Annotated in this window: 20 protein-coding genes; 10 read left to right on the top strand and 10 right to left on the bottom strand. The window is 70.7% G+C overall.

All coding sequences use genetic code 11. From position 1 onward, the window contains the following. Positions 1 to 40 precede the first annotated feature (40 nt). On the bottom strand, positions 41 to 1,552 hold the full coding sequence (locus ACIRHA_RS07620) for a sugar ABC transporter ATP-binding protein (protein WP_403841094.1): 1,512 nt from the start codon (positions 1,550 to 1,552) through the stop codon (positions 41 to 43). 282 nt (positions 1,553 to 1,834) lie between these two features. Here ACIRHA_RS07620 and rhaI point away from each other — a divergent pair, with 282 nt between their 5' ends. The 7 genes from rhaI (at position 1,835) to ACIRHA_RS07585 (ending at position 10,942) form a co-directional block, all read left to right on the top strand. Next, positions 1,835 to 3,001: an L-rhamnose isomerase gene (gene rhaI, locus ACIRHA_RS07615; protein WP_403841091.1), complete on the top strand. Its 1,167-nt coding sequence runs from the start codon at positions 1,835 to 1,837 to the stop codon at positions 2,999 to 3,001. 52 nt (positions 3,002 to 3,053) lie between these two features. Next, a complete protein-coding gene (locus tag ACIRHA_RS07610; RefSeq protein ID WP_403841088.1) occupies positions 3,054 to 5,093 on the top strand; it encodes a bifunctional aldolase/short-chain dehydrogenase in 2,040 nt (679 codons plus the stop codon). 210 nt (positions 5,094 to 5,303) lie between these two features. Next, entirely contained in the window at positions 5,304 to 6,746 is a 1,443-nt protein-coding gene (locus ACIRHA_RS07605) for a rhamnulokinase family protein (RefSeq protein WP_403841085.1), read from the top strand. Between the two features lie 92 nt (positions 6,747 to 6,838). Beyond that, positions 6,839 to 7,630 carry a (Fe-S)-binding protein gene (locus ACIRHA_RS07600; protein WP_403841082.1) on the top strand — a complete coding sequence of 264 codons (792 nt, stop codon included), beginning with the start codon at positions 6,839 to 6,841 and terminating at the stop codon, positions 7,628 to 7,630. Continuing rightward, positions 7,627 to 9,108 carry a LutB/LldF family L-lactate oxidation iron-sulfur protein gene (locus ACIRHA_RS07595; RefSeq protein ID WP_403841079.1) on the top strand — a complete coding sequence of 494 codons (1,482 nt, stop codon included), beginning with the start codon at positions 7,627 to 7,629 and terminating at the stop codon, positions 9,106 to 9,108. Before ACIRHA_RS07600 ends, ACIRHA_RS07595 begins: the two co-directional genes overlap by 4 nt. Next, positions 9,105 to 9,755 carry a lactate utilization protein C gene (locus ACIRHA_RS07590; protein WP_403841077.1) on the top strand — a complete coding sequence of 217 codons (651 nt, stop codon included), beginning with the start codon at positions 9,105 to 9,107 and terminating at the stop codon, positions 9,753 to 9,755. Before ACIRHA_RS07595 ends, ACIRHA_RS07590 begins: the two co-directional genes overlap by 4 nt. 23 nt (positions 9,756 to 9,778) lie before the next feature. Next, positions 9,779 to 10,942: an ABC transporter ATP-binding protein gene (locus ACIRHA_RS07585; RefSeq protein WP_403841075.1), complete on the top strand. Its 1,164-nt coding sequence runs from the start codon at positions 9,779 to 9,781 to the stop codon at positions 10,940 to 10,942. 52 nt (positions 10,943 to 10,994) lie between these two features. Here ACIRHA_RS07585 and ACIRHA_RS07580 read toward each other — a convergent pair whose 3' ends face one another. From ACIRHA_RS07580 to ACIRHA_RS07565, 4 genes are all read right to left on the bottom strand, one after another. After that, a complete protein-coding gene (locus tag ACIRHA_RS07580) occupies positions 10,995 to 12,158 on the bottom strand; it encodes an NAD(P)/FAD-dependent oxidoreductase (protein ID WP_403841073.1) in 1,164 nt (387 codons plus the stop codon). 72 nt (positions 12,159 to 12,230) lie between these two features. After that, a complete protein-coding gene (locus ACIRHA_RS07575; RefSeq protein WP_403841071.1) occupies positions 12,231 to 13,190 on the bottom strand; it encodes an ABC transporter substrate-binding protein in 960 nt (319 codons plus the stop codon). Then, the gene (locus ACIRHA_RS07570) at positions 13,190 to 13,864 is read right to left on the bottom strand and encodes an ABC transporter permease (protein WP_403841069.1); all 675 of its coding nucleotides are present in this window, start codon (positions 13,862 to 13,864) and stop codon (positions 13,190 to 13,192) included. The genes ACIRHA_RS07575 and ACIRHA_RS07570 overlap by 1 nt, the downstream gene beginning before the upstream one ends. Beyond that, complete coding sequence (locus ACIRHA_RS07565; protein WP_403841067.1) at positions 13,861 to 14,565, bottom strand: ABC transporter permease; 705 nt, start codon at positions 14,563 to 14,565, stop codon at positions 13,861 to 13,863. Before ACIRHA_RS07565 ends, ACIRHA_RS07570 begins: the two co-directional genes overlap by 4 nt. Before the next feature lie 119 nt (positions 14,566 to 14,684). On the opposite strand from ACIRHA_RS07565, the gene ACIRHA_RS07560 reads away from it, so the two are divergent. After that, the gene (locus ACIRHA_RS07560; RefSeq protein ID WP_403841064.1) at positions 14,685 to 15,650 is read left to right on the top strand and encodes a pirin family protein; all 966 of its coding nucleotides are present in this window, start codon (positions 14,685 to 14,687) and stop codon (positions 15,648 to 15,650) included. Between the two features lie 50 nt (positions 15,651 to 15,700). Here ACIRHA_RS07560 and ACIRHA_RS07555 read toward each other — a convergent pair whose 3' ends face one another. Further along, positions 15,701 to 16,474, bottom strand: a complete 774-nt coding sequence (locus ACIRHA_RS07555) for a hypothetical protein (RefSeq protein WP_403841062.1) — start codon at positions 16,472 to 16,474, stop codon at positions 15,701 to 15,703. A 197-nt stretch (positions 16,475 to 16,671) separates the two neighbouring features. Between ACIRHA_RS07555 and ACIRHA_RS07550 the strand changes: the two genes are divergently transcribed. Together ACIRHA_RS07550 and ACIRHA_RS07545 are read left to right on the top strand one after the other, a co-directional pair. Beyond that, positions 16,672 to 17,085 (top strand): SsgA family sporulation/cell division regulator, encoded by a 414-nt coding sequence (locus ACIRHA_RS07550; protein WP_403841060.1) that lies wholly within the window; start codon positions 16,672 to 16,674, stop codon positions 17,083 to 17,085. Beyond that, positions 17,082 to 17,342, top strand: coding sequence for a helix-turn-helix domain-containing protein (locus ACIRHA_RS07545; protein WP_403841058.1), 261 nt, complete (start codon positions 17,082 to 17,084; stop codon positions 17,340 to 17,342). Before ACIRHA_RS07550 ends, ACIRHA_RS07545 begins: the two co-directional genes overlap by 4 nt. A gap of 98 nt (positions 17,343 to 17,440) precedes the next feature. Here the strand turns inward: ACIRHA_RS07545 and ACIRHA_RS07540 are convergent, their stop codons facing one another. From ACIRHA_RS07540 to ACIRHA_RS07525, 4 genes are all read right to left on the bottom strand, one after another. Then, positions 17,441 to 17,674, bottom strand: coding sequence for a chaplin (locus ACIRHA_RS07540; protein ID WP_403841056.1), 234 nt, complete (start codon positions 17,672 to 17,674; stop codon positions 17,441 to 17,443). Between the two features lie 517 nt (positions 17,675 to 18,191). Further along, positions 18,192 to 19,355, bottom strand: coding sequence for an aromatic acid exporter family protein (locus ACIRHA_RS07535; RefSeq protein ID WP_403841054.1), 1,164 nt, complete (start codon positions 19,353 to 19,355; stop codon positions 18,192 to 18,194). Positions 19,356 to 19,399: 44 nt separating this feature from the next. Further along, positions 19,400 to 19,618 carry a hypothetical protein gene (locus tag ACIRHA_RS07530; protein WP_403841051.1) on the bottom strand — a complete coding sequence of 73 codons (219 nt, stop codon included), beginning with the start codon at positions 19,616 to 19,618 and terminating at the stop codon, positions 19,400 to 19,402. Between the two features lie 30 nt (positions 19,619 to 19,648). Next, positions 19,649 to 20,506 carry a DUF1206 domain-containing protein gene (locus ACIRHA_RS07525; protein ID WP_403841049.1) on the bottom strand — a complete coding sequence of 286 codons (858 nt, stop codon included), beginning with the start codon at positions 20,504 to 20,506 and terminating at the stop codon, positions 19,649 to 19,651. Positions 20,507 to 20,569: the final 63 nt, after the last annotated feature.

Below are 20,569 nucleotides of genomic sequence, written 5' to 3'. Positions count from 1 at the left end.
GTGCTCCTTGCGGTGCGGGCGGCCCGCAGGGGGATGGTGGTCACGCCGCCCTCCCCGTCGCCGCCGCCATCACGGACTCCTCGTTCGCCTCGGCGCGCGGCAGTTCGGCGGAGAGCCGGCCTTCGTGCATCACGAGCACCCGGTCGGCCATGCCGAGGATCTCGGGGAGGTCGGAGGAGATCATCAGGACGGCGACGCCGTCGGCCGCGAGCGAGGACAGCAGGCGGTGCACCTCGGCCTTCGTGCCGACGTCGATGCCGCGCGTGGGCTCGTCCACGATGAGCACCTGCGGGCCGGTGGCGAGCCACTTGGCGAGGACGACCTTCTGCTGGTTGCCGCCGGAGAGCGTGCCGACGACGTCGGCGAGCCGCGCGTACTTGACCTGGAGTTTCACCGACCAGTCCAGGGACCGGCTGCGCTCCGCCCTGCGGCTCATGAACCCCGCGCGGGAGGTGTCGGCGAAGCCGGTCAGGCCGATGTTCCGCTCGATGGACATGTCCATCACGAGGCCCTGGGCGCGCCGGTCCTCGGGGACGAGGGCCAGGCCCGCGTGCATGGCGAGGCTCGGCGCACCGGGCTTGAGCTTCTGCCCGAGCACCTCCACCTCGCCGCCGTCGAAGCGGTCGACGCCGAAGACGGCGCGGGCCACCTCGCTGCGGCCCGCGCCGACGAGCCCGGCGAGGCCGACGATCTCGCCGCGCCGCACCTCGAAGGACACGTCGGTGAACACGCCCTCGCGGGTCAACCGGCTTACCTTGAGGGCCACTTCACCGAGTTCGGTGGCCTGCTTGGGGTACAGCTCGTCGAGGTCGCGGCCGACCATGCGGCGTACGAGCTCGTCCTCGGTGAGCCCTTCGACCGGCTCGCTCGCCACCCACGCGCCGTCGCGCAGCGTCGTCACCCGCTGGCACAGCTCGAAGATCTCCTCCAGGCGGTGCGAGATGAACAGCACGGCGGCGCCCTGCTCGCGCAGCGTGCGGACGACGCCGAACAGGCGGGCCACCTCGCTGCCGGTGAGCGCGGCGGTCGGCTCGTCCATGATCAGCACGCGGGCGTCGAAGGAGAGCGCCTTGGCGATCTCGACGAGCTGCTGGTCGGCGATGGACAGGCCGCGGGCCGGCTGGTCTGGGTCGAGCTCCACGCCGAGCCGCTTGAACAGGGCCGCGGTGGCTTCTTTGACCGTGGTGTGGTCGACGCGGCCGAAGGAGCGGCGCGGCTGGCGGCCCATGAAGATGTTCTCGGCGATGGACAGGTCGGGAAAGAGCGTCGGCTCCTGGTAGATGACGGCGACACCGGCGTCGCGGGCGTCGGCGGGGCCGTGGAACTCGACCGGGGAGCCGTCGAGCAGAACCGTCCCGGTGTCCGGGCGGTGCACGCCGGCGAGGGTCTTGATGAGCGTCGACTTTCCCGCGCCGTTCTCGCCGGCGAGGGCGTGCGTCTCACCGGCGTGCAGGCTCAGCGACACACCGCGCAGGGCGCGCACGGCACCGAAGGACTTGCTCACCCCCTCCAGGGCGAGCACCGGAGTGGTCTCCGGTTCAGGTGGCGTCATGACAGGTCTCCAGGGGGTCGAAGAGCACCCGACGTGACTCGCAGGGCACCCGACGTGAAATGTTTCAGTGAAACGTTCCGGAAGCTAGCCACGCCCCGGCGCCCCGGTCAAGGGGTCTGGGCAGCCCGAATACGACGACGTACGAAACGATTTCGTAACGCACGAGAGTCGTCACCCACCCCCTTGACGCACCTCACGAGGAGGACTAACTTCGCTGCACAATGAATCGATTCACAGACGATTCAGCAGACGGTTCGCAGACCCGTGTACTCAGAGGTGGACATGCCTGACATCGCTGCCGTGAAGGCCGCACTCGCCAACCAGCGGATCGAGACGCCGTCCTGGGGCTACGGCAACTCCGGCACCCGGTTCAAGGTGTTCGCCCAGGCCGGTGTGCCGCGCACGCCCCACGAGAAGCTGGACGACGCGGCGAAGGTGCACGAGTTCACCGGCATCGCCCCGAAGGTCGCGCTGCACATCCCGTGGGACAAGGTCGACGACTATGCGGCCCTGTCTGCGTACGCGAAGGAGCGCGGTGTCGAGCTCGGCACCATCAACTCCAACACCTTCCAGGACGACGACTACAAGTTCGGCAGCGTCTGTCACCCGGACCCGAAGGTGCGCCGCAAGGCACTGGACCACCTCCTCGAATGCGTCGACGTCATGGACGCGACGGGTTCCAAGGACCTGAAGATCTGGCTCGCGGATGGCACCAACTACCCCGGCCAGGACGACATCGTGGCCCGCCAGGACCGCCTCGCCGAGTCCCTCGCCGCCGTCTACGAGCGGCTCGGCGACGACCAGCGGCTGCTCCTGGAGTACAAGTTCTTCGAGCCGGCCTTCTACACGACGGACGTCCCTGACTGGGGCACCTCCTACATGCAGTGCCTCAAGCTCGGCGACAAGGCGCAGGTCGTGGTCGACACCGGCCACCACGCGCCCGGCACGAACATCGAGTTCATCGTGGCGCTGCTGCTGCGCGAGAAGAAGCTCGGCGGCTTCGACTTCAACTCCCGCTTCTACGCGGACGACGACCTGATGGTGGGCGCCGCCGATCCGTTCCAGCTCTTCCGTATCCTGCACGAGGTCGCGAAGAACGGCGGCTTCGATCCGGCCACGAACGTCGCTTTCATGCTCGACCAGTGCCACAACATCGAGGCCAAGATCCCGGCGGTCATCCGCTCCGTGATGAACGTGCAGGAGGCGACGGCCAAGGCGCTGCTCGTGGACCGCGAGGCGCTGAGCGCGGCGCAGGGAACGGGCGATGTCCTGACCGCGAACTCCGTGATCATGGACGCGTACAACACCGACGTGCGGCCGCTGCTCGCCGAGTGGCGCGAGGAGCAGGGGCTCGCGGCGAACCCCGTCACCGCGTACGCCGCCTCCGGGTGGCAGGAGCGGATCGTGGCCGAGCGGGTCGGTGGGGAGCAGGCGGGGTGGGGCGCGTAACCACCTCCCGACACACCACCGCCCTCAACTCCTCAGGAATTTAGGACCTTTCATGGCTACGCACCCTCAGGTCGCCGCCCTCATCGACCGCTCGAACCGGCTCGGCGCCGACCCCCGCAACACCAACTACGCCGGCGGGAACACCTCCGCCAAGGCCATCGAGACGGACCCGGTCACCGGCGGCGACGTCGAGCTGATGTGGGTCAAGGGCTCGGGCGGCGATCTGGGCACGCTCAAGGAGGCCGGGCTCGCCGTCCTGCGCGTCGACCGGCTCAAGGCGCTGACCGAGGTGTACCCGGGCGTGGAGCGCGAGGACGAGATGGTCGCCGCGTTCGACTACTGCTCGCACGGCAAGGGCGGCGCCGCGCCGTCCATCGACACAGCGATGCACGGCCTGGTGGATGCGGCGCACGTCGACCACCTGCACCCCGACTCCGGTATCGCGCTGGCCTGCGCCGCCGACGGCGAGAAGCTGACCGCCGAGTGCTTCGGCGAGAAGGTCGTGTGGGTGCCGTGGAGGCGCCCCGGCTTCCAGCTCGGCCTGGACATCGGCGCGATCAAGGCCGCCAACCCGGCGGCGATCGGCTGCGTCCTCGGCGGCCACGGCATCACCGCGTGGGGTGACACGGCCGAGGAGTGCGAGGCCAACTCGCTCTACATGATCCGCACCGCCGAGACCTTCCTCGCCGAACACGGCAAGGACGAGCCGTTCGGCCCGGTCATCGAGGGCTACGCGGCGCCGGGCGCGGCCGAGCGCCGTGCGCGGGCAGCCGAACTCGCCCCGCTCATCCGGGGTTTGGCGTCCACGGACCGCCCGCAGGTCGGCCACTTCGACGACTCGGGCCCCGTCCTGGACTTCCTGGCCAGCGCCGAGCATCCGCGCCTCGCCGCGCTCGGCACCTCCTGCCCTGACCACTTCCTTCGTACGAAGGTCCGCCCTCTCGTCCTCGACCTGCCGCCCACGGCCGAACTCGACGCGGTGACCGAGCGGTTGAAGGAGCTGCACGCCGACTACCGCACCGAGTACGCGGCGTACTACGAGCGGCACGCCTCGCCCGACTCCCCCGCGATGCGCGGCGCGGACCCGGCGATCGTGCTCGTGCCGGGTGTGGGCATGTTCTCCTTCGGCAAGGACAAGCAGACGGCGCGCGTGGCGGGCGAGTTCTACCTCAACGCCATCAATGTGATGCGCGGCGCCGAGGCGGTCTCGACGTACGCGCCGATCGAGGAGTCGGAGAAGTTCCGCATCGAGTACTGGGCGCTGGAGGAGGCCAAGCTCCAGCGGATGCCGAAGCCGAAGCCGCTCGCCACGCGGGTGGCCCTGGTGACGGGCGCGGGCTCCGGCATCGGCAAGGCCATCGCGCACCGGCTCGTCGCCGAGGGCGCGTGCGTGGTCGTCGCCGACCTCAACGCGGACGGTGCGGCGGCGGTGGCCGAGGAGTTGGGCGGCCCCGACAAGGCGGTCGCTGTGACGGTCGATGTCACGTCCGAGGAGCAGATCGCGGACGCCTTCAAGGCGGCGGCGCTGGCCTTCGGCGGTGTGGACCTGGTCGTCAACAACGCGGGCATCTCCATCTCGAAGCCGCTCCTGGAGACAACGGCGAAGGACTGGGATCTCCAGCACGACATCATGGCGCGCGGTTCATTCCTCGTCTCGCGCGAGGCGGCGCGGGTGATGCGGGCGCAGGAGATGGGCGGCGACATCGTCTACATCGCCTCCAAGAACGCGGTGTTCGCCGGGCCGAACAATGTGGCGTACTCGGCGACCAAGGCGGACCAGGCGCACCAAGTGCGGTTGCTGGCAGCGGAGTTGGGCGGGGACGGGATCCGGGTCAACGGGGTCAACCCGGACGGCGTGGTGCGCGGGTCCGGGATCTTCGCCGGGGGCTGGGGGGCGAAGCGCGCCGCGGTGTACGGGGTGGAGGAGGAGAAGCTGGGCGAGTTCTACGCGCAGCGGACTCTTTTGAAGCGGGAGGTGTTGCCGGAACACGTGGCCAACGCCGTGTTCGCGTTGACCGGCGGGGACCTTACGCACACGACGGGGTTGCATGTCCCCGTGGACGCAGGTGTAGCGGCAGCGTTCCTCCGCTGACCCCGGGGCTCCGCCCCGGACCCCGCTGCTCAATCGCCGCAGGGGCTCCAAAAGACCGTGCCGTCCCGCCGCCTTGGGCAATCTGCCGCCTTGAGCGGCAGGGTGGGCGAGGCGGCACCCCGGTGCGGCGCGCCCGTTACGCGTGGCCCTGCCCCGGTGCGGCTCCCTCCCCCGCCTCCCACCGCACGCCCACTCGCAAAGGCCAACCTCATGCCCACCACCCCCTACGCCGCGATAGACCTGGGCGCCTCCAGCGGCCGGGTCATGACGGCCCGCGTCACCCGAGACACCCTGACCCTGGCGGAGGCCCACCGGTTCCCGAACACCCCGGTCCGCACCACCGACGGCCTGCACTGGGACATCCTCGGGCTGTACGGGGGCATCCTGGAGGGCCTCCGGAAAACCGGACCGGTCCGCTCCGTCGGCATCGACAGCTGGGCCGTCGACTACGGCCTCCTCGACGCGGACAACGCCCTCCTCGGCAACCCGTACCACTACCGCGACACCCGCACGGACCACACCGCCGAGAAGCTGTGGGCGACGATCCCGCCGGCGGAGCTGTACGCGGCCACCGGCCTCCAGTACGTCCCGTTCAACACGATCTACCAGCTCACGGCGGCCCGCGACACTGCACAACTCGCCGCCGCCCAACGCCTGTTGCTCATCCCGGACCTCCTCACGTACTGGCTGACGGGACAGCAGGGCACCGAGCTCACCAACGCCTCCACCACCCAGCTCATCGACCCCCGCACCGGCGACTGGGCCCACGACATCGCCGCCCGCGCCGGCATCGACGTGAACCTCTTCGCCCCGATCCGCCGCCCCGTCGACCCCGCGGGCGAACTCCTCCCCCACGTCCTCGACGAGACGGGCCTGACCGGCCCCGTCCCTGTGACGACGGTCGCCTCGCACGACACCGCGTCGGCCGTGGCCGCGGTCCCGGCGACCGAGGAGAACTTCGCGTACATCTGCACCGGCACCTGGTCCCTCGCCGGCCTCGAACTGGACGCGCCCGTCCTCACGGAGGAGAGCCGCGCCGCGAACTTCACGAACGAGCTCGGCATCGACGGCACGGTCCGCTACCTCCGCAACATCATGGGCCTGTGGCTGCTCCAGGAGTGCCAACGTGCCTGGAACGAGCCGGACTTGAGCGTGCTTCTCGACGAGGCCGCGAAGGCGACCCCGCTGCGCTCGGTCGTCGACGCGGGCGATCCCACGTTCCTGCCGCCCGGCGGCATGCCCGACCGGATCGCCGCCGCCTGCCGCACCACCGGCCAGCCGGAGCCCCGCACCCGCGCCGAGACCACCCGCTGCATCCTCGACTCGCTCGCCCTCGCCCACCGCCGCGCCATCGAGGACGCGGCCCGCCTCGCCGACCGCCCGGTCGACGTGGTGCACATCGTCGGCGGCGGCGCCCGGGGCGCCCTGCTCTGCCAACTCACGGCCGACGCCTGCGGGTTGCCGGTCGTGGCGGGCCCCGCCGAGGGCGCGGCGCTGGGCAACGTACTCGTTCAGGCGCGGGCCGACGGCGTCATCGGCGACCGGGCCGCGATGCGTCGGCTCGTCGCCGACACCCAGCCGCTGGCGCGCTACGAGCCGACCGGCGACCGCGGTGCATGGGACGCGGCGGCGGCACGCGTCCGCACCCCGTGACCAGCTCCCGCTCACGACGTACGCTGCACCCGACCGATGATCACCGACGTACCACCCGCGCCGACCGATTCCGACCGACCGAAGGGGCCCCGATGCGTGTCGCGCTCTTCCTGACCTGTGTCAACGACACGCTCTACCCGGATACGGGCCGCGCCGTCGTCAAGCTCCTCAACAGGCTCGGCGTGGAGGTCGACTTCCCCGCCGCGCAGACCTGCTGCGGCCAGCCGCACTACAACACCGGCTACCGCCGCGAGGCCGAGCCACTGGCGACCCACTACGCCGACACCTTCGGTCCCGGTCTCGCCTCGGGTGATTACGACGCAATCATCACGCCGTCCGGTTCGTGCGCGGCGATGGTCCGCGAGCTGTACCCGCGGATGGGCGAACGGGCGCGCTCGGAGGGCCGTGGCGGACACCTCGCGGCCACACTCGCGCCGGTGATCCCGAAGACGTACGAGCTGACCGAGTTCCTGGTCGACGTGCTGGGTGTCACGGATGTCGGCGCGTACTACCCGCACAAAGTGACCTACCACCCCACCTGCCACGGGCTCCGCTCCCTCGGCCTCGGCGATCGCCCCACGCAACTGCTCAGCAAAGTCAAGGGACTTGAGCTGGCCGAGCTGCCGGGCGCGGCCGAGTGCTGCGGCTTCGGCGGCACCTTCGCGGTGAAGAACGCGGACGTGTCGTCGGCGATGGGCACGGACAAGGTCCGCAACGCCGAATCGACGGGCGCGGACGTGCTGTGCGCCGCCGACAACTCCTGCCTGATGCACATCGGCGGCACCATGTCCCGCCTGAAGGTCGGCATGCGTCCGGTCCACATCGCCGAGATCCTCGCCAACACGGAAGAAGCCAGCACGGCAGAAGAGGGGGCCCTGGCATGAGCGGCGGCACATTCGTAGGGATGCCGGCCTTCCCGAAGGCCGCGCACGACGCCGTGCGCAACACCACCCTGCGCGCCAACCTGAAGCACGCCACGCACACCATCCGCGACAAGCGCGAGCGCGCGGTGGCCGAACTCGACGACTGGGCACGCCTTCGCCAGGCCGGCAAGGAGATCAAGGACCACACCCTCGCCCACCTGGAGCACTACCTCATCCAGCTGGAGGAGTCGGTCACGGCCGCCGGCGGCACCGTGCACTGGGCGCGCGACGCCGACGAGGCCAACCGGATCGTGACGAGCCTGGTCCGGGAGACCGGCGAGTCGGAGGTCGTCAAGGTCAAGTCGATGGCCACCCAGGAGATCGGCCTCAACGAGCACCTCGAGGCCGAGGGCATCCACGCCTACGAGACCGACCTCGCCGAACTCATCGTCCAGCTCGGCGACGACCGCCCCTCGCACATCCTGGTCCCGGCCATCCACCGCAACCGGGGCGAGATCCGTGACATCTTCCGCAAGGAGATGGGCAGTTGGGGCCGCCCGGCCCCGGAAGGTCTCACCGACACCCCCGCCGAACTCGCCGAGGCGGCCCGCCTGCACCTGCGCGAGAAGTTCCTGCGCGCCAAGGTCGGTATCTCCGGCGCCAACTTCATGGTGGCCGAGACCGGCACCCTGGTGGTGGTCGAGTCCGAGGGCAACGGCCGCATGTGTCTGACGCTGCCCGAGACGCTGATCTCGGTCGTCGGCATCGAGAAGATCGTGCCGACATGGCAGGACCTGGAGGTGTTCCTCCAGACGCTGCCGCGCTCCTCGACGGCCGAGCGCATGAACCCGTACACCTCCACCTGGACGGGCACCACCGACTCCGACGGCCCGCAGACCTTCCACCTGGTCCTCATCGACAACGGCCGCACCGACACCCTCGCCGACGAGGTCGGCCGCCAGGCCCTGCGCTGCATCCGCTGCTCCGCCTGCCTGAACGTGTGCCCGGTCTACGAGCGGGCCGGCGGCCACGCCTACGGCTCCGTCTATCCGGGCCCTATCGGCGCCATCCTCAGCCCGCAACTGCGCGGCACCGGCAGCGAGATCGACGCCTCGCTCCCTTACGCGTCCTCCCTGTGCGGGGCCTGCTACGAGGTGTGCCCCGTCGCCATCGACATCCCCGAGGTCCTCGTCCACCTGCGCGAACGCGTGGTCGCCGGCGGCCCCGCCACCCGCCAGGGCAACAAGGTGATGCTCCGCCCGGCCAAGGGCCACGCCGCCGAACGCGCCGCGATGCGCGCCGCCACCTGGGCCTTCACCCACCCGGCGGCCCTGGCCACCGGCCAGCGCCTCGCCTCGCGCACGCGGCGCTTCCACCCGCGTACGGTGCCCGGCCCCGGCAAGGCGTGGACGGCGACCCGCGACCTGCCCACGGTGCCCGCGGAACCCTTCCGCGACTGGTGGAAACGGACCAACGGCGGCAAGGAGACGAACAAGTGAGCAGCAGCAGAGACGTCATCCTCGGCCGGGTACGCCGGGCGCTGGGCGGCCCCGTCGAGGCCCCGGAGTCGTACGCCAAGGACATCGACCGCGCCTACCTGCGCGAACACGGCACCCGCACCACCGACCAGACGGTCGAACTCCTCGCAGAGAACCTCGCGGACTACCGGGCCATCGTGCACCGGGCCACCAGCGACGAACTGCCGGCCACCCTCGCACGCCTCCTCGCCGGGCACGGGTCGCGGACCGCGGCAGTGCCGCCCGAGCTGCCGGACGGCTGGCTGGCCGAGGCGGACGCGGCGCAGGTCCCCGACCTGGAGACGAACACCGCGGCCGAACTCGACCAGGTCGACAGCGTCGTCACCGCCTGCGCCGTGGCGATCGCCGAGACCGGCACGATCGTCCTGGACGGCTCCCGAGACCAGGGCCGCCGCCGCATCACCCTCGTCCCCGACCATCACATCTGCGTCGTCCGGGTCCCCGACCAGGTGGTGTCCTCGGTCCCCCAGGCCCTCGAACGGCTCGATCCCACCCGCCCACTGACGTGGGTCTCGGGCCCGTCCGCAACCAGCGACATCGAACTCGACCGCGTCGAGGGCGTGCACGGACCGCGCACCCTGGAGGTCGTCCTGGTGAGCAGTGACTGAAGGGCGCGGCTAGCGTTGGTGACATGATCCGGTTCGACCATGTCACCAAGCGGTACGCGGACGGCACGACGGCAGTGAACGACCTCTCGTTCGAGGTGAACGAGGGTGAACTGGTCACGCTCGTCGGCCCCTCCGGCTGCGGCAAGACCACCACAATGATGATGGTGAATCGGCTGATCGAGCCGACGTCGGGTCACATCCACGTCGAGGGCGAGGACATCTCCGGCGTGGACCCGGTGCAGCTGCGCCGCCGCATCGGCTACGTCATCCAACAGGTCGGCCTCTTCCCGCACCGCACGATCCTCGACAACACGGCGACCGTGCCCGCGCTCATCGGCTGGAAGAAGGCGAAGGCCAGGGCCCGCGCCGCCGAGCTGCTCGACCTGGTGGGCCTGGACCCGTCCACGTACGGGAGCCGCTACCCGGAGCAGCTCTCCGGCGGCCAGCGCCAGCGGGTCGGGGTCGCCCGCGCCCTCGCCGCCGACCCGCCGGTCCTCCTGATGGACGAGCCGTTCGGCGCGGTCGACCCGGTGGTGCGCGAACAGTTGCAGGACGAGTTCCTGAAGATGCAGGCCGCCGTCCGCAAGACGGTCCTGCTCGTCACGCACGACATCGAGGAGGCGGTACGGCTCGGCGACCGCATCGCGGTGTACGGCGAAGGCCGCATCGAGCAGTACGACACTCCTGGCGCGGTGCTCGGCTCGCCCGCCACCCCGTACGTCGCCGAGTTCGTCGGCGCGGACCGGGGCCTGAAGCGCCTGTCGGTCACCGAGATCGAGCCGGACGATCTGGAGCAGCCGTCGGTGGCCCGTTTCGACGAGTCTCCCGCGCGGGCCGCCGCCCGGATGCGCGAGGACGGGGTGCGGTGGGCGGTCGTCCTCGACGAGGGCGGTGACCTGCACGGTTGGGTCGGCGTCGACGAAGCGTCGCTCGCCGGTCCCGACGGCAGGATCGGCGATCTGGCCCACCGGATGCGCGCATGGGTGCCGGTCGGCGCGCCCCTCAAGCAGGCATTCGGCGAGATGCTCCAGCACGACGCGGGCTGGGTCGCGGTCCTCGACGACGCCCGCTTCCTCGGCGTCCTGACCCCGGCCAAGCTGCACGAGGCGCTGCGGCGCTCGGTGGACGCGGACGCACAGGGCGTGGCGCGGGACGAGGTCGAGTTCGACTCGGTGGCGGACGCGTGACCGGGCTCCGCGAAGGCATGACCGGCCTCTACGGACACGGGCCAACGTAACCCTAAGGTTGAGGTCGAGAGTTTGGCCCGTGGCTGTTCATCGACCGCAGATTCTCGTCCTGTACGTCACCGCCGATCGCCCGGCCCGGACGGTACGCGTCCAGTTCCTCGGGCGGTCTCCCGCTCGTGATCTCCTGCGCGGCGAGCCGGCCGAGCACCGGGGCGAGCGTCACCGCGCTGTGCGACACCAGGTGGTACAGGCCGGGCGCGGATTCCGCCTCGCCGACCAGCGGCAGCCCGTCCAGTGGCACGGGTCGTACGCCGATGCGCGCGTCGGCGATCCGGGACTCGCCCAGGCCCGGCACGACGGTGCTCGCGCGACGGTGCAGCTCCGAGGGCAGGCCGTCGACGGCCGCACCCTCCAGGCGCGCGTCGACCTCCCACGACAGCGCGAGCACGCCGCCGTCCGCCGTGGGCCGCAGGTCGATGCCGGGCGCGGAGAGGATCGCGGTCAGCGGCGCCTCGGTCAGTGGCGCGCTCTCGGCGACGAGTCCGGGGACGTGCCGCAATGGCAGTCGCGCCCCGGCGAGCGCGGCGATCTGGTCGGCGGCGGGCCCCGCACAGTTCACGACGGTGTCCGCGCTCCAACTGCGCTCCCCTACCTCCGCCCCGACGACCCGTGAGCCGCTGCGCAGCAGGCCGGTGACGCGGGCGCCGAAATACGCCTCGGCGCCGTGCCTGCGTACGGCCGCGTCCAGCAAACTGTGCACCAGGTGCGGGGCGTCGAACCAGGCGGTTCCGGTGTGCACCACGACCTCGTCGACGGTGCAGGCGGCCGGGTCGGCGGCGGGCGCGAGCTCGCGGAGCACGGAGGCCGGGGCGGTGCGGCAGTCGTGGCCCCATTCCCGTACGCGTGACGCCCGTTCGTGCAGTGTGCGCTGCGCGTCTTCGCTGTCGGCCCACTGCACGAGCGGCACCGGATGCCGCCAGGTGGGTCCGTCGAGTTCCTCGGCGAGGGCGCGGTGGCCGTCGGAGCCCTGCCGGTTCAGCCGGTAGTAGGTGTGCGGGGTCTTCAGGTGGGTGACGTCGGCGGCGAAGGTGGCGCTGGAGGTGCCGGACGCGGGCCCCGACTCCTCCAGGACGACGACTTCGACGCCCGAACGGGCGAGGTGGTAAGCGACGCAGGCGCCCAGGACGCCCGCTCCGACGACGACGGCTCGATTCATACGGCTTCCTGTACGTGTCCCAGTTGCGGTCGGTCAGTCCCCGGTTGCCCGCCGAGCCGCGGTACACACCTCTCAACCGCCCTGCCGCAACAGCCCCTTGTCCTCCAGATAGGTCCGCGCGACGTCCTCCGGCAGCCGTCGCCAGCTGTCGACCTGCTGGTTCATGGAGGCGAGGTCCTCAGTGGTGAGGACGGAGTTGAGCGCGCCGAGCGCCTTCGCGACCTTCTCGTTTCCGGCCCGGGAGCGGTTGACGACGGGCACGAGGTAGTCGGCGTTCTGCAGCTTCTTGTCGTCGTCGAGCAGCACGAGCCCGAAGTCGCCGAGGGTGGCGTCGGTGGTCGTAGTGAGCACCATCTGGTCCTGCCCGTTCTGCACGGCGTTCTTGGCCTGCGTGGTGCCGACGCCCTTGGGGTCGATCCCGGTGACGTCGATGCCATAGACCTTCTCCAACCCTGGCTGGCAGTAGGGGCGCTGTACGCACTCGTCCCCGGCGGCGATCCGCACCTTCAGGCCGGAGGCCCCGAGGTCGCTGAGCGTCTTGAGGTCGTGCTTCTTCGCGTAGGCCTCGGTCACCGCGAACGCATTCTGGTCGACGGCCCTGCCCGCGTCGAGCACATCGAGCCCCCGGGGCGCGGCGAGCGCCCGCAGGCTCTTCATGGTGGCGTCGAGATCGGGCGAGCCGACGGGCTTCGCGTCGGCGCCGTTCTTCTTGGCGTTGAGCCAGTCGGCGAAGGTGGCGGCGTACTCGGGCACGACGTCGATCTGCCCGGACTCCAGGGCGGGCTCGTACAGCTCGCGGTTGCCCACGGACAGCAGCTCGGTCTCGTACCCCGCCTGCTTCAGCAGCAGCGCGTACATATTGGCGAGCAGATCGCTCTCGGTGAATCCGGCGGACCCGATGACGAGGTGCTTGCTGTCGCCGGGCGGCGCGGTCACCTCGCCCTGGTCCTCCAGGGAGGGCCCACTGGTGCACCCGCCGACGAGCAGCAGGAGCCCCAGGAGCAGGGCCACTCGACGCAACAACCCGCTCATCAGGCCCTCCTCCCCCGCAGCCACCCGGGACCGAACCGTTCGACGAGTTCGAACAGCGCCTCGACGACGAGCGCGAAGACGGCCACGAGCACGGCGCCCGCCACCACCTGCGGCGTGCTCGCGAGATTGAACCCGGCGGTGATGATCCGCCCGAGCCCGCCACCCCCGGCGATGGCGGCGATGGTGGCCGTGGCGACGAGCTGCACGGCGGCGATCCGCACACCGTTGAGGATCATCGGCAGCGCGAGCGGCGCCTCGACCCTCAGCAGCATCTGCCGCCCCGTCATCCCCATGCCCCGCGCGGCCCGCACGACCTCCCGGTCGACGCCGCGCATTCCCACGTACGCGTTGGTGAGCAGCGGCGGCACCGCGAACAGCACGAGGGCGACGACGGTGGGCCCCTCGCTGTACTGCCCGAGCGGCGTGAGCAGCAACAGCACGAGCACGGCGAAGGTGGGCACGGCGCGCCCCACGTTGGCGATGTTGACGGCGAGCGCTCCGCCCTTCCCGAGATGCCCGAGGACAAGAGCGATCGGCAGGGCGATGAGACAGCTGATGAGGAGGCAGACAACCGTCAGGGTCACGTGCTGGGCGAGCCGGTGCCAGACGCCGTTGTCGCCGGCCCAGTTCGCGGAGTCGGCGAGCCAGTTCCAGGAGTCGGAGAGGAGATTCACGCGCGGCTCGCTCTCGTCCAGGGGGTGAGCGCACGCCCGATGGCCAGCAGCACCACATCGGCGACCAGCGCGATGACGACGCACAGCACGGAGGCGGTGAGCACCTGAGCCTTGAAGTACGTGTTCATGCCGCTGTAGATGAGATTGCCGAGTCCTCCGTAGCCGACGATGGCGCCGACGGTCACGAGCGAGACGGCGGACACGGTCGCGATGCGCAGCCCGGCGAGCGCCGCCGGCAGGGCGAGCGGCAACTCGACCGTCAGCAGGAGCCGGATCGGCCCGTACCCCATGCCGCGCGCGGCCTGCCGGGTGTCCTCGGGCACGGACCGCAGCCCGGCGAGGATGTTCCGTACGAGGAGGGTGAGCGAGTAGAGCACGAGCCCGGCGATGACCAGCGTGGCGGAAAGCCCGTACACGGGCAGCAGCAACGAGAACATCGCGAGCGATGGAATCGTGTAGAGCACGGTCGTCAGGGCGAGCACGGGCCCGGCGGCCCAGCCCCACCGCCGCGCGAGCAGCGCGAGCGGCACGGCGATGACAACGGCGATGGCGACGGCAACGAGCGTGATCTCCACATGCTGCACGGTGGCGTCCACCAGCATGTGCCGACGCGTGCTCAGATACTCGCCGCAGATCCAGTCGTTGCGGGCGAGACAGTCGTCGGGCGGCGAAGTGCCGGGCCCACCGTTCACGAGGCGCACCCGACCATTCCAGTGGTTCGGCCCGCGCTCGGCGCGCCGGGTGACCCGTATGGGCGGCGCGCCGTCTTCCCCGTGCCACACACCTGACGTGGCGCGGCGCCGGGGCTAGGGTCTGCGTCATGAGCAATCTTGACCGCGAGCCAGTCCCCTCGGTGTGCGGCGGACGCGGCTTCGTCGTGGCGGAGCCGGTACGCGAACTCCTCAGCCCGCGCCGCGTGCGGCTCGGCGGCTCCACGGAGGTGCGCCGGCTCCTGCCCAACCTGGGCCGCCGCATGGTCGGCGCGTGGGCCTTCGTCGACCACTACGGCCCGGACGACATCGCGGACGAGCCCGGCATGCAGGTGCCGCCGCACCCGCACATGGGTCTGCAGACGGTGAGCTGGCTGCACGACGGCGAGGTCCTGCACCGTGATTCGACGGGCAGCCTCCAGACGATCCGCCCCCGCGAACTGGGCCTGATGACCTCGGGCCGGGCGATCTCCCACTCCGAGGAAAGCCCGCGCGCCCACGCCCGCTTCCTGCACGGAGCCCAGCTCTGGGTGGCGCTCCCCGACTCCCACCGCCATGTGGACCCGCACTTCGAGCACCACGGGGCGCTGCCGACGGTGACGGCGCCCGGCCTGACGGCCACGGTCATCCTCGGTTCACTGGACGGCGCGGCGTCCCCCGGCACCACGTACACCCCCATCGTGGGCGCGGACCTCTCCCTCACCCACGGCACGGAGACCCGCCTCCCCCTGAACCCCGACTTCGAGTACGCGGTCCTGTCGATGTCCGGCGAGGCCCACGTCGACGACGTCCCCCTCGTCCCCGGCTCCATGCTCTACCTCGGCTGCGGCCGCACGGAACTCCCGCTGCGCGCGGCCTCGGACGCGGGTCTGATGCTGCTGGGCGGGGAGCCGTTCGAGGAGGAGCTGGTGATGTGGTGGAACTTCATCGGCCGCAACCAGGACGAGATCACGCAGGCGCGGGAGGACTGGGCGACGGGGACCCGGTTCGGTGAGGTGAAGGGATACGACGGGGGTCCGCTTCCGGCGCCGGAGCTGCCGGCGGTGCCGTTGAAGCCGCGGGGGCGTGTGCGCTGAACTGGGAGCCGCGGTGCTCGCGCAGGAGGTGGGCCTGCTCGGCTGCGGCGCTAGCGTCCGCAGTCCTTGAAGTCCTGCCATCCGTGTGCGGCGGGCGGCCAGTCCCCCGCGGTCGTGAAGTCGGTCTCGTCGTCGGACACCTTGTCGGCCACGGAGATTCCGCCGTCTTCCTGGACGCCGCTACGCATCGCTGAAGTCCCGTCCCCCGTGGACTGCACGATCAGGAGCTCGGCCCTGCCGTCGTGGTCCTGGTCGGAGGCACGGACGCCGTCGACGTACGTCTTGCTGCGGATGCGGATGTTCCCGGTCCGTTCACTGGTCAGGTCGCGGGCGAGCGGCCCGTAGTGGACCTCGTGAACGAGCATGGCCTCCTGGGGCGAATCGCCTATGTCGTCCTGGCTGTAGAAGAGGGCGAGGTCGACGTACCCGTCACCGTCGAAGTCGCCGATGGTTCCCCGCGTCGCCATGTCGTCGAGGTTGGTCCCGCGCAGCTTCGCCCAGGTGCCGCGGGCGTCGCCGACGTCGGCCTTGTCGCCGTCGCTGAACACCACGGAGGTGACACCGTCGTGGACCGGATCGTTGATCTCGTCGAGGTGGCCGTCACCGTCGACGTCCGCACGCATCACAGAAGTGTCCAAGGTCGTGCAGATCGCCATCGGGGCGTGGTCTCCGGGCCCTTGCGGAGCGAAGACCGCGGACACGCCCCAGGCGACTCCCGCGAGCACCAGAACGACCGCGAGCGCTCGGACGAGGCGGCGCACCAGCCGTTCGCGGCGCGAGCGCTGCCGGGGCAGTGAGGCGAACACATTTTCTGGAGCCGACATGCCCGGACCCTAGCGGTGGCGGACCCGCGTCTGGCAGGGGGTGCTTCCCCCGGGTTGCCCGAACGGCCCGCCAACAGTGATCCAGGTCATATGAAAAACGTGCCGCGACTCGCGTAATGCCACGCCCCATAGGTGGTCTCACGTCACAAGGGCCACACCTGCCCTTGTAGCCCAGACGTCCCCATCGGAGCCCCCTCATGCACATCACACTGGAGCTGTCCACCAGTGCGCTGATCGTCACCATGGACGGTCGGCTGCCCGCCCCGGTCACCCTCCGCTACACCTCGTCCGACCCCTTCGCCGTTCACTTCGACTTTCCGGCGCGCGTCACGGTCGACGGTGAGGCCGCGACGTGGACCTTCGCCCGCACCCTGCTGGCCGAAGGGCTCGCAGGCCCCGCCGGGGCCGGCTGTGTACGGGTCGCGCCGCGCGGGCCCTCGCACACCGTGGTCGAGCTCCAGACCGAACTCGGTGTGGCCATGCTCCGCTTCGACACCAAGGTCCTGCACCGCTTCCTGGCCCGCACCCACACGGTGGTCGCACCCGGTGCGGAGACCGTGGCACCGGAGCTGGACCGCGGGCTGACGGCGATCTACGGAGGGGCGGCATGAATGCGGCGCGCACCTACGTCCTGGGGCAACGCCTGCGGCAGATCCGCCAGGAACAAGGCGTTCCGCTGGGGCAGGCGGCCGCGACCGCGGGGATCTCCCGGCTGTGGGCGGCCCAGATAGAGGGCGGCGAGATACTCGACCTGGAGACGATGGAGCTCTACGCACAGGTTCTGGGGGCCCGGGTCACCGTCACCGTGGAGTACGAGCCGAGGGCTCCGCGGTCGGCGGGGTTGTCCGCGATGCCGACGCAGCGGTGAAAGCGGTGGGGGCGTTACGACGTGGAACATCCCGCGCCGACTCTCCGGCGTGAAGCTGCCGGGGCCGGCGCGGGATGTTCACCGCACGAGGGCGTAGGTCAGCGGCAGTAGTTGCCGAGGGCCGGGTTGAGCAGACCGACGACGTTGACACTGTTGCCGCAGGCGTTGACCGGGACGTGGACGGGGACCTGGACCACGTTGCCGGAGACCACACCGGGCGAGTTCTGAGCCACGCCAAACGGGTCGGTGTCGGCGGAGGCCATGCCGGCGGTTCCGAGGACGGCGACGCCGGCCGCAGCTGCCGCGAGACCCAGCTTGATCATGGGCTTCATGAAGACTCCTTGAGTGAGACGAAGGAATGACGGATGTACATCCCGTCGCCATCCAGACACTCACAGTTTCGGCCGGTTCGCCTCCTGAGAGGCTCCCCCGGTCGCCCGGCCCGGTCTCACTTCCGCCGGCTCGTCACCCTCGCCAAGGACAGGCAGGCCACTGATCACGGCGGCGCGGTACACGGAGAGCGACGGCAGCGCCTCACCGACGCACATCGGCAACGGGTCCGGCTGCCCGGCCGTGACGAGGCCCGCGTACCAGGGCGACGACTGGTGCGGCGGCAGTTGGAACCACCGCGGCGGCCTGCGCCAACAAGGCGCTCCGCTTGCGGGAGTTGGTACTACCCGTTGCCCTGCCGTGTGTCACGGCTGTGTCACCGGATTCATGCGCGCCTACAGCAGACACGTTCGAACTGGCGCGCACCACCGAGGAGTTGGCACCCGGCGAGGGCGACACCGTCCTCGCCACCGAGTGGCGCCGCCCACGTACGCGTAGGTCACGGCTCCTGCGTCCTTCTCACGCGTCGGCGGTGACCTTGAGGACGTCGCACGTGTGCTGGAACTCCTCCATCAGGCGGGTCGCCTCGACGACGAGAACCCCGTAGGGGCGCGCGGAGTCGGCCAGCGGCAGGTCGTGTTTCCGCGCCGCCTCCGCGATTCGCTCCCGCTCCTCCTGGGCACTGGCCGCGAGCCTGCCCATCTCATCGGCCTGCTCCTCGAGGGTGTCGCTGTCGATCTCGGCAAGGACGTGGGCGATGTCGCGCAGTCGGCGTGCGAAGTCCGCGTACGTCTCGAGGACCGGCGCGTAGGTGTACGTGTCTTCCTTCTCGCGCCACCTGCCGAGGCTGCGGGTCAGCGAGCCGAGCTGGTAGACCGCGCGCTCCAGCGCGTCGAGGGTGTCCCGGTAGCGGGTGAAGGACTGGTACCCGCGGTGGGCGGGCAGCAGGCGCCGCGGGTTGAGGGGCAGGCTGTGCTCGGCCGTGCTGAGCCCGCTCCTGGCGTGTTCGACCGCGTCCCGCAGGCGGCCGCCCGTGGTCTGCCACTGCTCAGCCCGGTCGGCGTCGACGTCACCGCTGCACAGACCGTCCGCCACGTCGTCGAGCAGGGCCTCGATCTCGGACGCCAGGGCGCGCAGGCCGTGTTCGGCGCTGCGGTAGCGCAGCGGAGGCACGATGCACAGATTCACGATCAGTCCGATTCCGCACCCGACGAGTACGAGCAGAACGATCTGCCCGAGCTGGCTCGCCTTGTCCGCCGTGGTGGTGGCCGCGGCGTAGGTCGAGAAGGCGAAGAAGGCGGCCGTCGGTACCTGGGAGCGCTGCTCCCCCAGCGCCGGCCACTGGGCGATGACGAGGGCGATCAGCGCGACCAGCACGAAGGCGACCAGGTCGGGTCCCGCAGTGAAGCCGATCGCGGCCTGCACCGCCACCCCGACCGTGACGGCACCCGCGTAGCGCAGCGCCTGCCACACCGACGTGTAGATCGTGGCATTCATCGTGAGCACCGCGGAGAACGGTGCGAACGCCGGCGACATCGCGTTCATGAGGTCGTGTGCGACCCACCACGCCAGTGTCGCGGCGAGCGTGCACTTGCCCACGAAGAGCGCGGTGTCGCGCTCGTGCCCGGACGAGCGCACCGCCCGCGCCAACCATTGGCCGCAGCTTCGGATCCGGTCCAGCACGTGCTTTGTCTTTCCCTTCTGCCGGGTCCTGGCGTCGGCGTCCCCTACGGCAGGTCGACTTTCTGCGCCGCGTCGACCAGGCGCCGCAGCTCCCGCTCGGTCCAGCCGGTCCGCTGCGACACGTGCGCCCAGTCCTCGGGCGTCGCCTCACTCGACCGAAGGACCGCGGCGGCCTCGGCCTCCAGATCCGTGCGGGCCGCGTCGAGGGCGGCGACGGCGTCCTGGTACCGCTGCAGCGCAAGTTCCAACTTGGGTTCGTCCATCGCCGCATTGTGCCCTACGAAGGACCACGGTCAGACCTTGCGCCACCTGGCGTTGGCCCACGAGAAGAGCCCGAAGGCGACCAGCCCCACGGCGATCAGGGCGAGCAGCCACGGGCCTGCCGGGGTGTCGGTGAAGGAGCGCAGCGTGTCGTCGATGCCCTTGGCCCGGCCCGGCTCGTGCCGCACCGCAGCGGTGACGGCGAAGGCGCCCGCAACGGTGAAGACCACACCGCGGGCGGTGCCGCCGAACACCCCGAGGACGTCGACGCCCTTGCGGGCCCGGGAGGAGAGTGCGGACATCTTCAAATGCTTGTGGAACGTACGCAGGAGGGCCCGTACGGCGATCCATGCGCCCGCCGCGGCGACCGCGAACCCGGCGGCGCCGACGATCCACTGTCCGTACGGCCAATCCAGTGCCTTGGCCGTGACGTCCTTGGAGCTCTCGTCGGAGCTGCCGCCGCCGCTCGACTTCTCCCCGGCGGCGAAGGACAGCACGGAGTAGGCGACGAAGGCGTAGAAGACGCAGCGGCCCGCGGCCATCACCCGCTTGTTCGCCTTGCGCCCGTCAGGACCGGCCTGGCCGAAGGCCGCCTCGGACAAGCGCCATACGGCCATCCCTGCCACGGCGATGCCGAGCAGCCACAACAGGGCCATGCCGAAGGGCTTCTCAGCGATCTCCGCGACCGCGCCGCTACGATCCGCCTGCTTGCCACCGTCGCCGCCACCGCCCCCGTCGGCGAAGGCGATGCGCAGGGCGAGGAAACCGATCAGGAGGTAGATGACGCCGCGCCCGATGAAGCCCGCTCGGGCCGCCATCGCGATCGCGGGGCTCTTCGCCGCGCTTCGAGCCCGTCCGAGACGTGGTGTCGCCGATCCAGTAGCTGTCATGACAGCCGAATTCCCCCGGTTCGGCACTCAACTCCTGTTCGCAGGCGGCGTCTTCGAGTCGGG

The sequence above is a fragment of the Streptomyces sp. NPDC102360 genome, from assembly GCF_044766085.1.
Classification (GTDB): domain Bacteria; phylum Actinomycetota; class Actinomycetes; order Streptomycetales; family Streptomycetaceae; genus Streptomyces.
The sequence above is the reverse complement of the archived record's forward strand: the minus strand, read 5'-3'. Positions and strand labels throughout refer to the sequence as shown.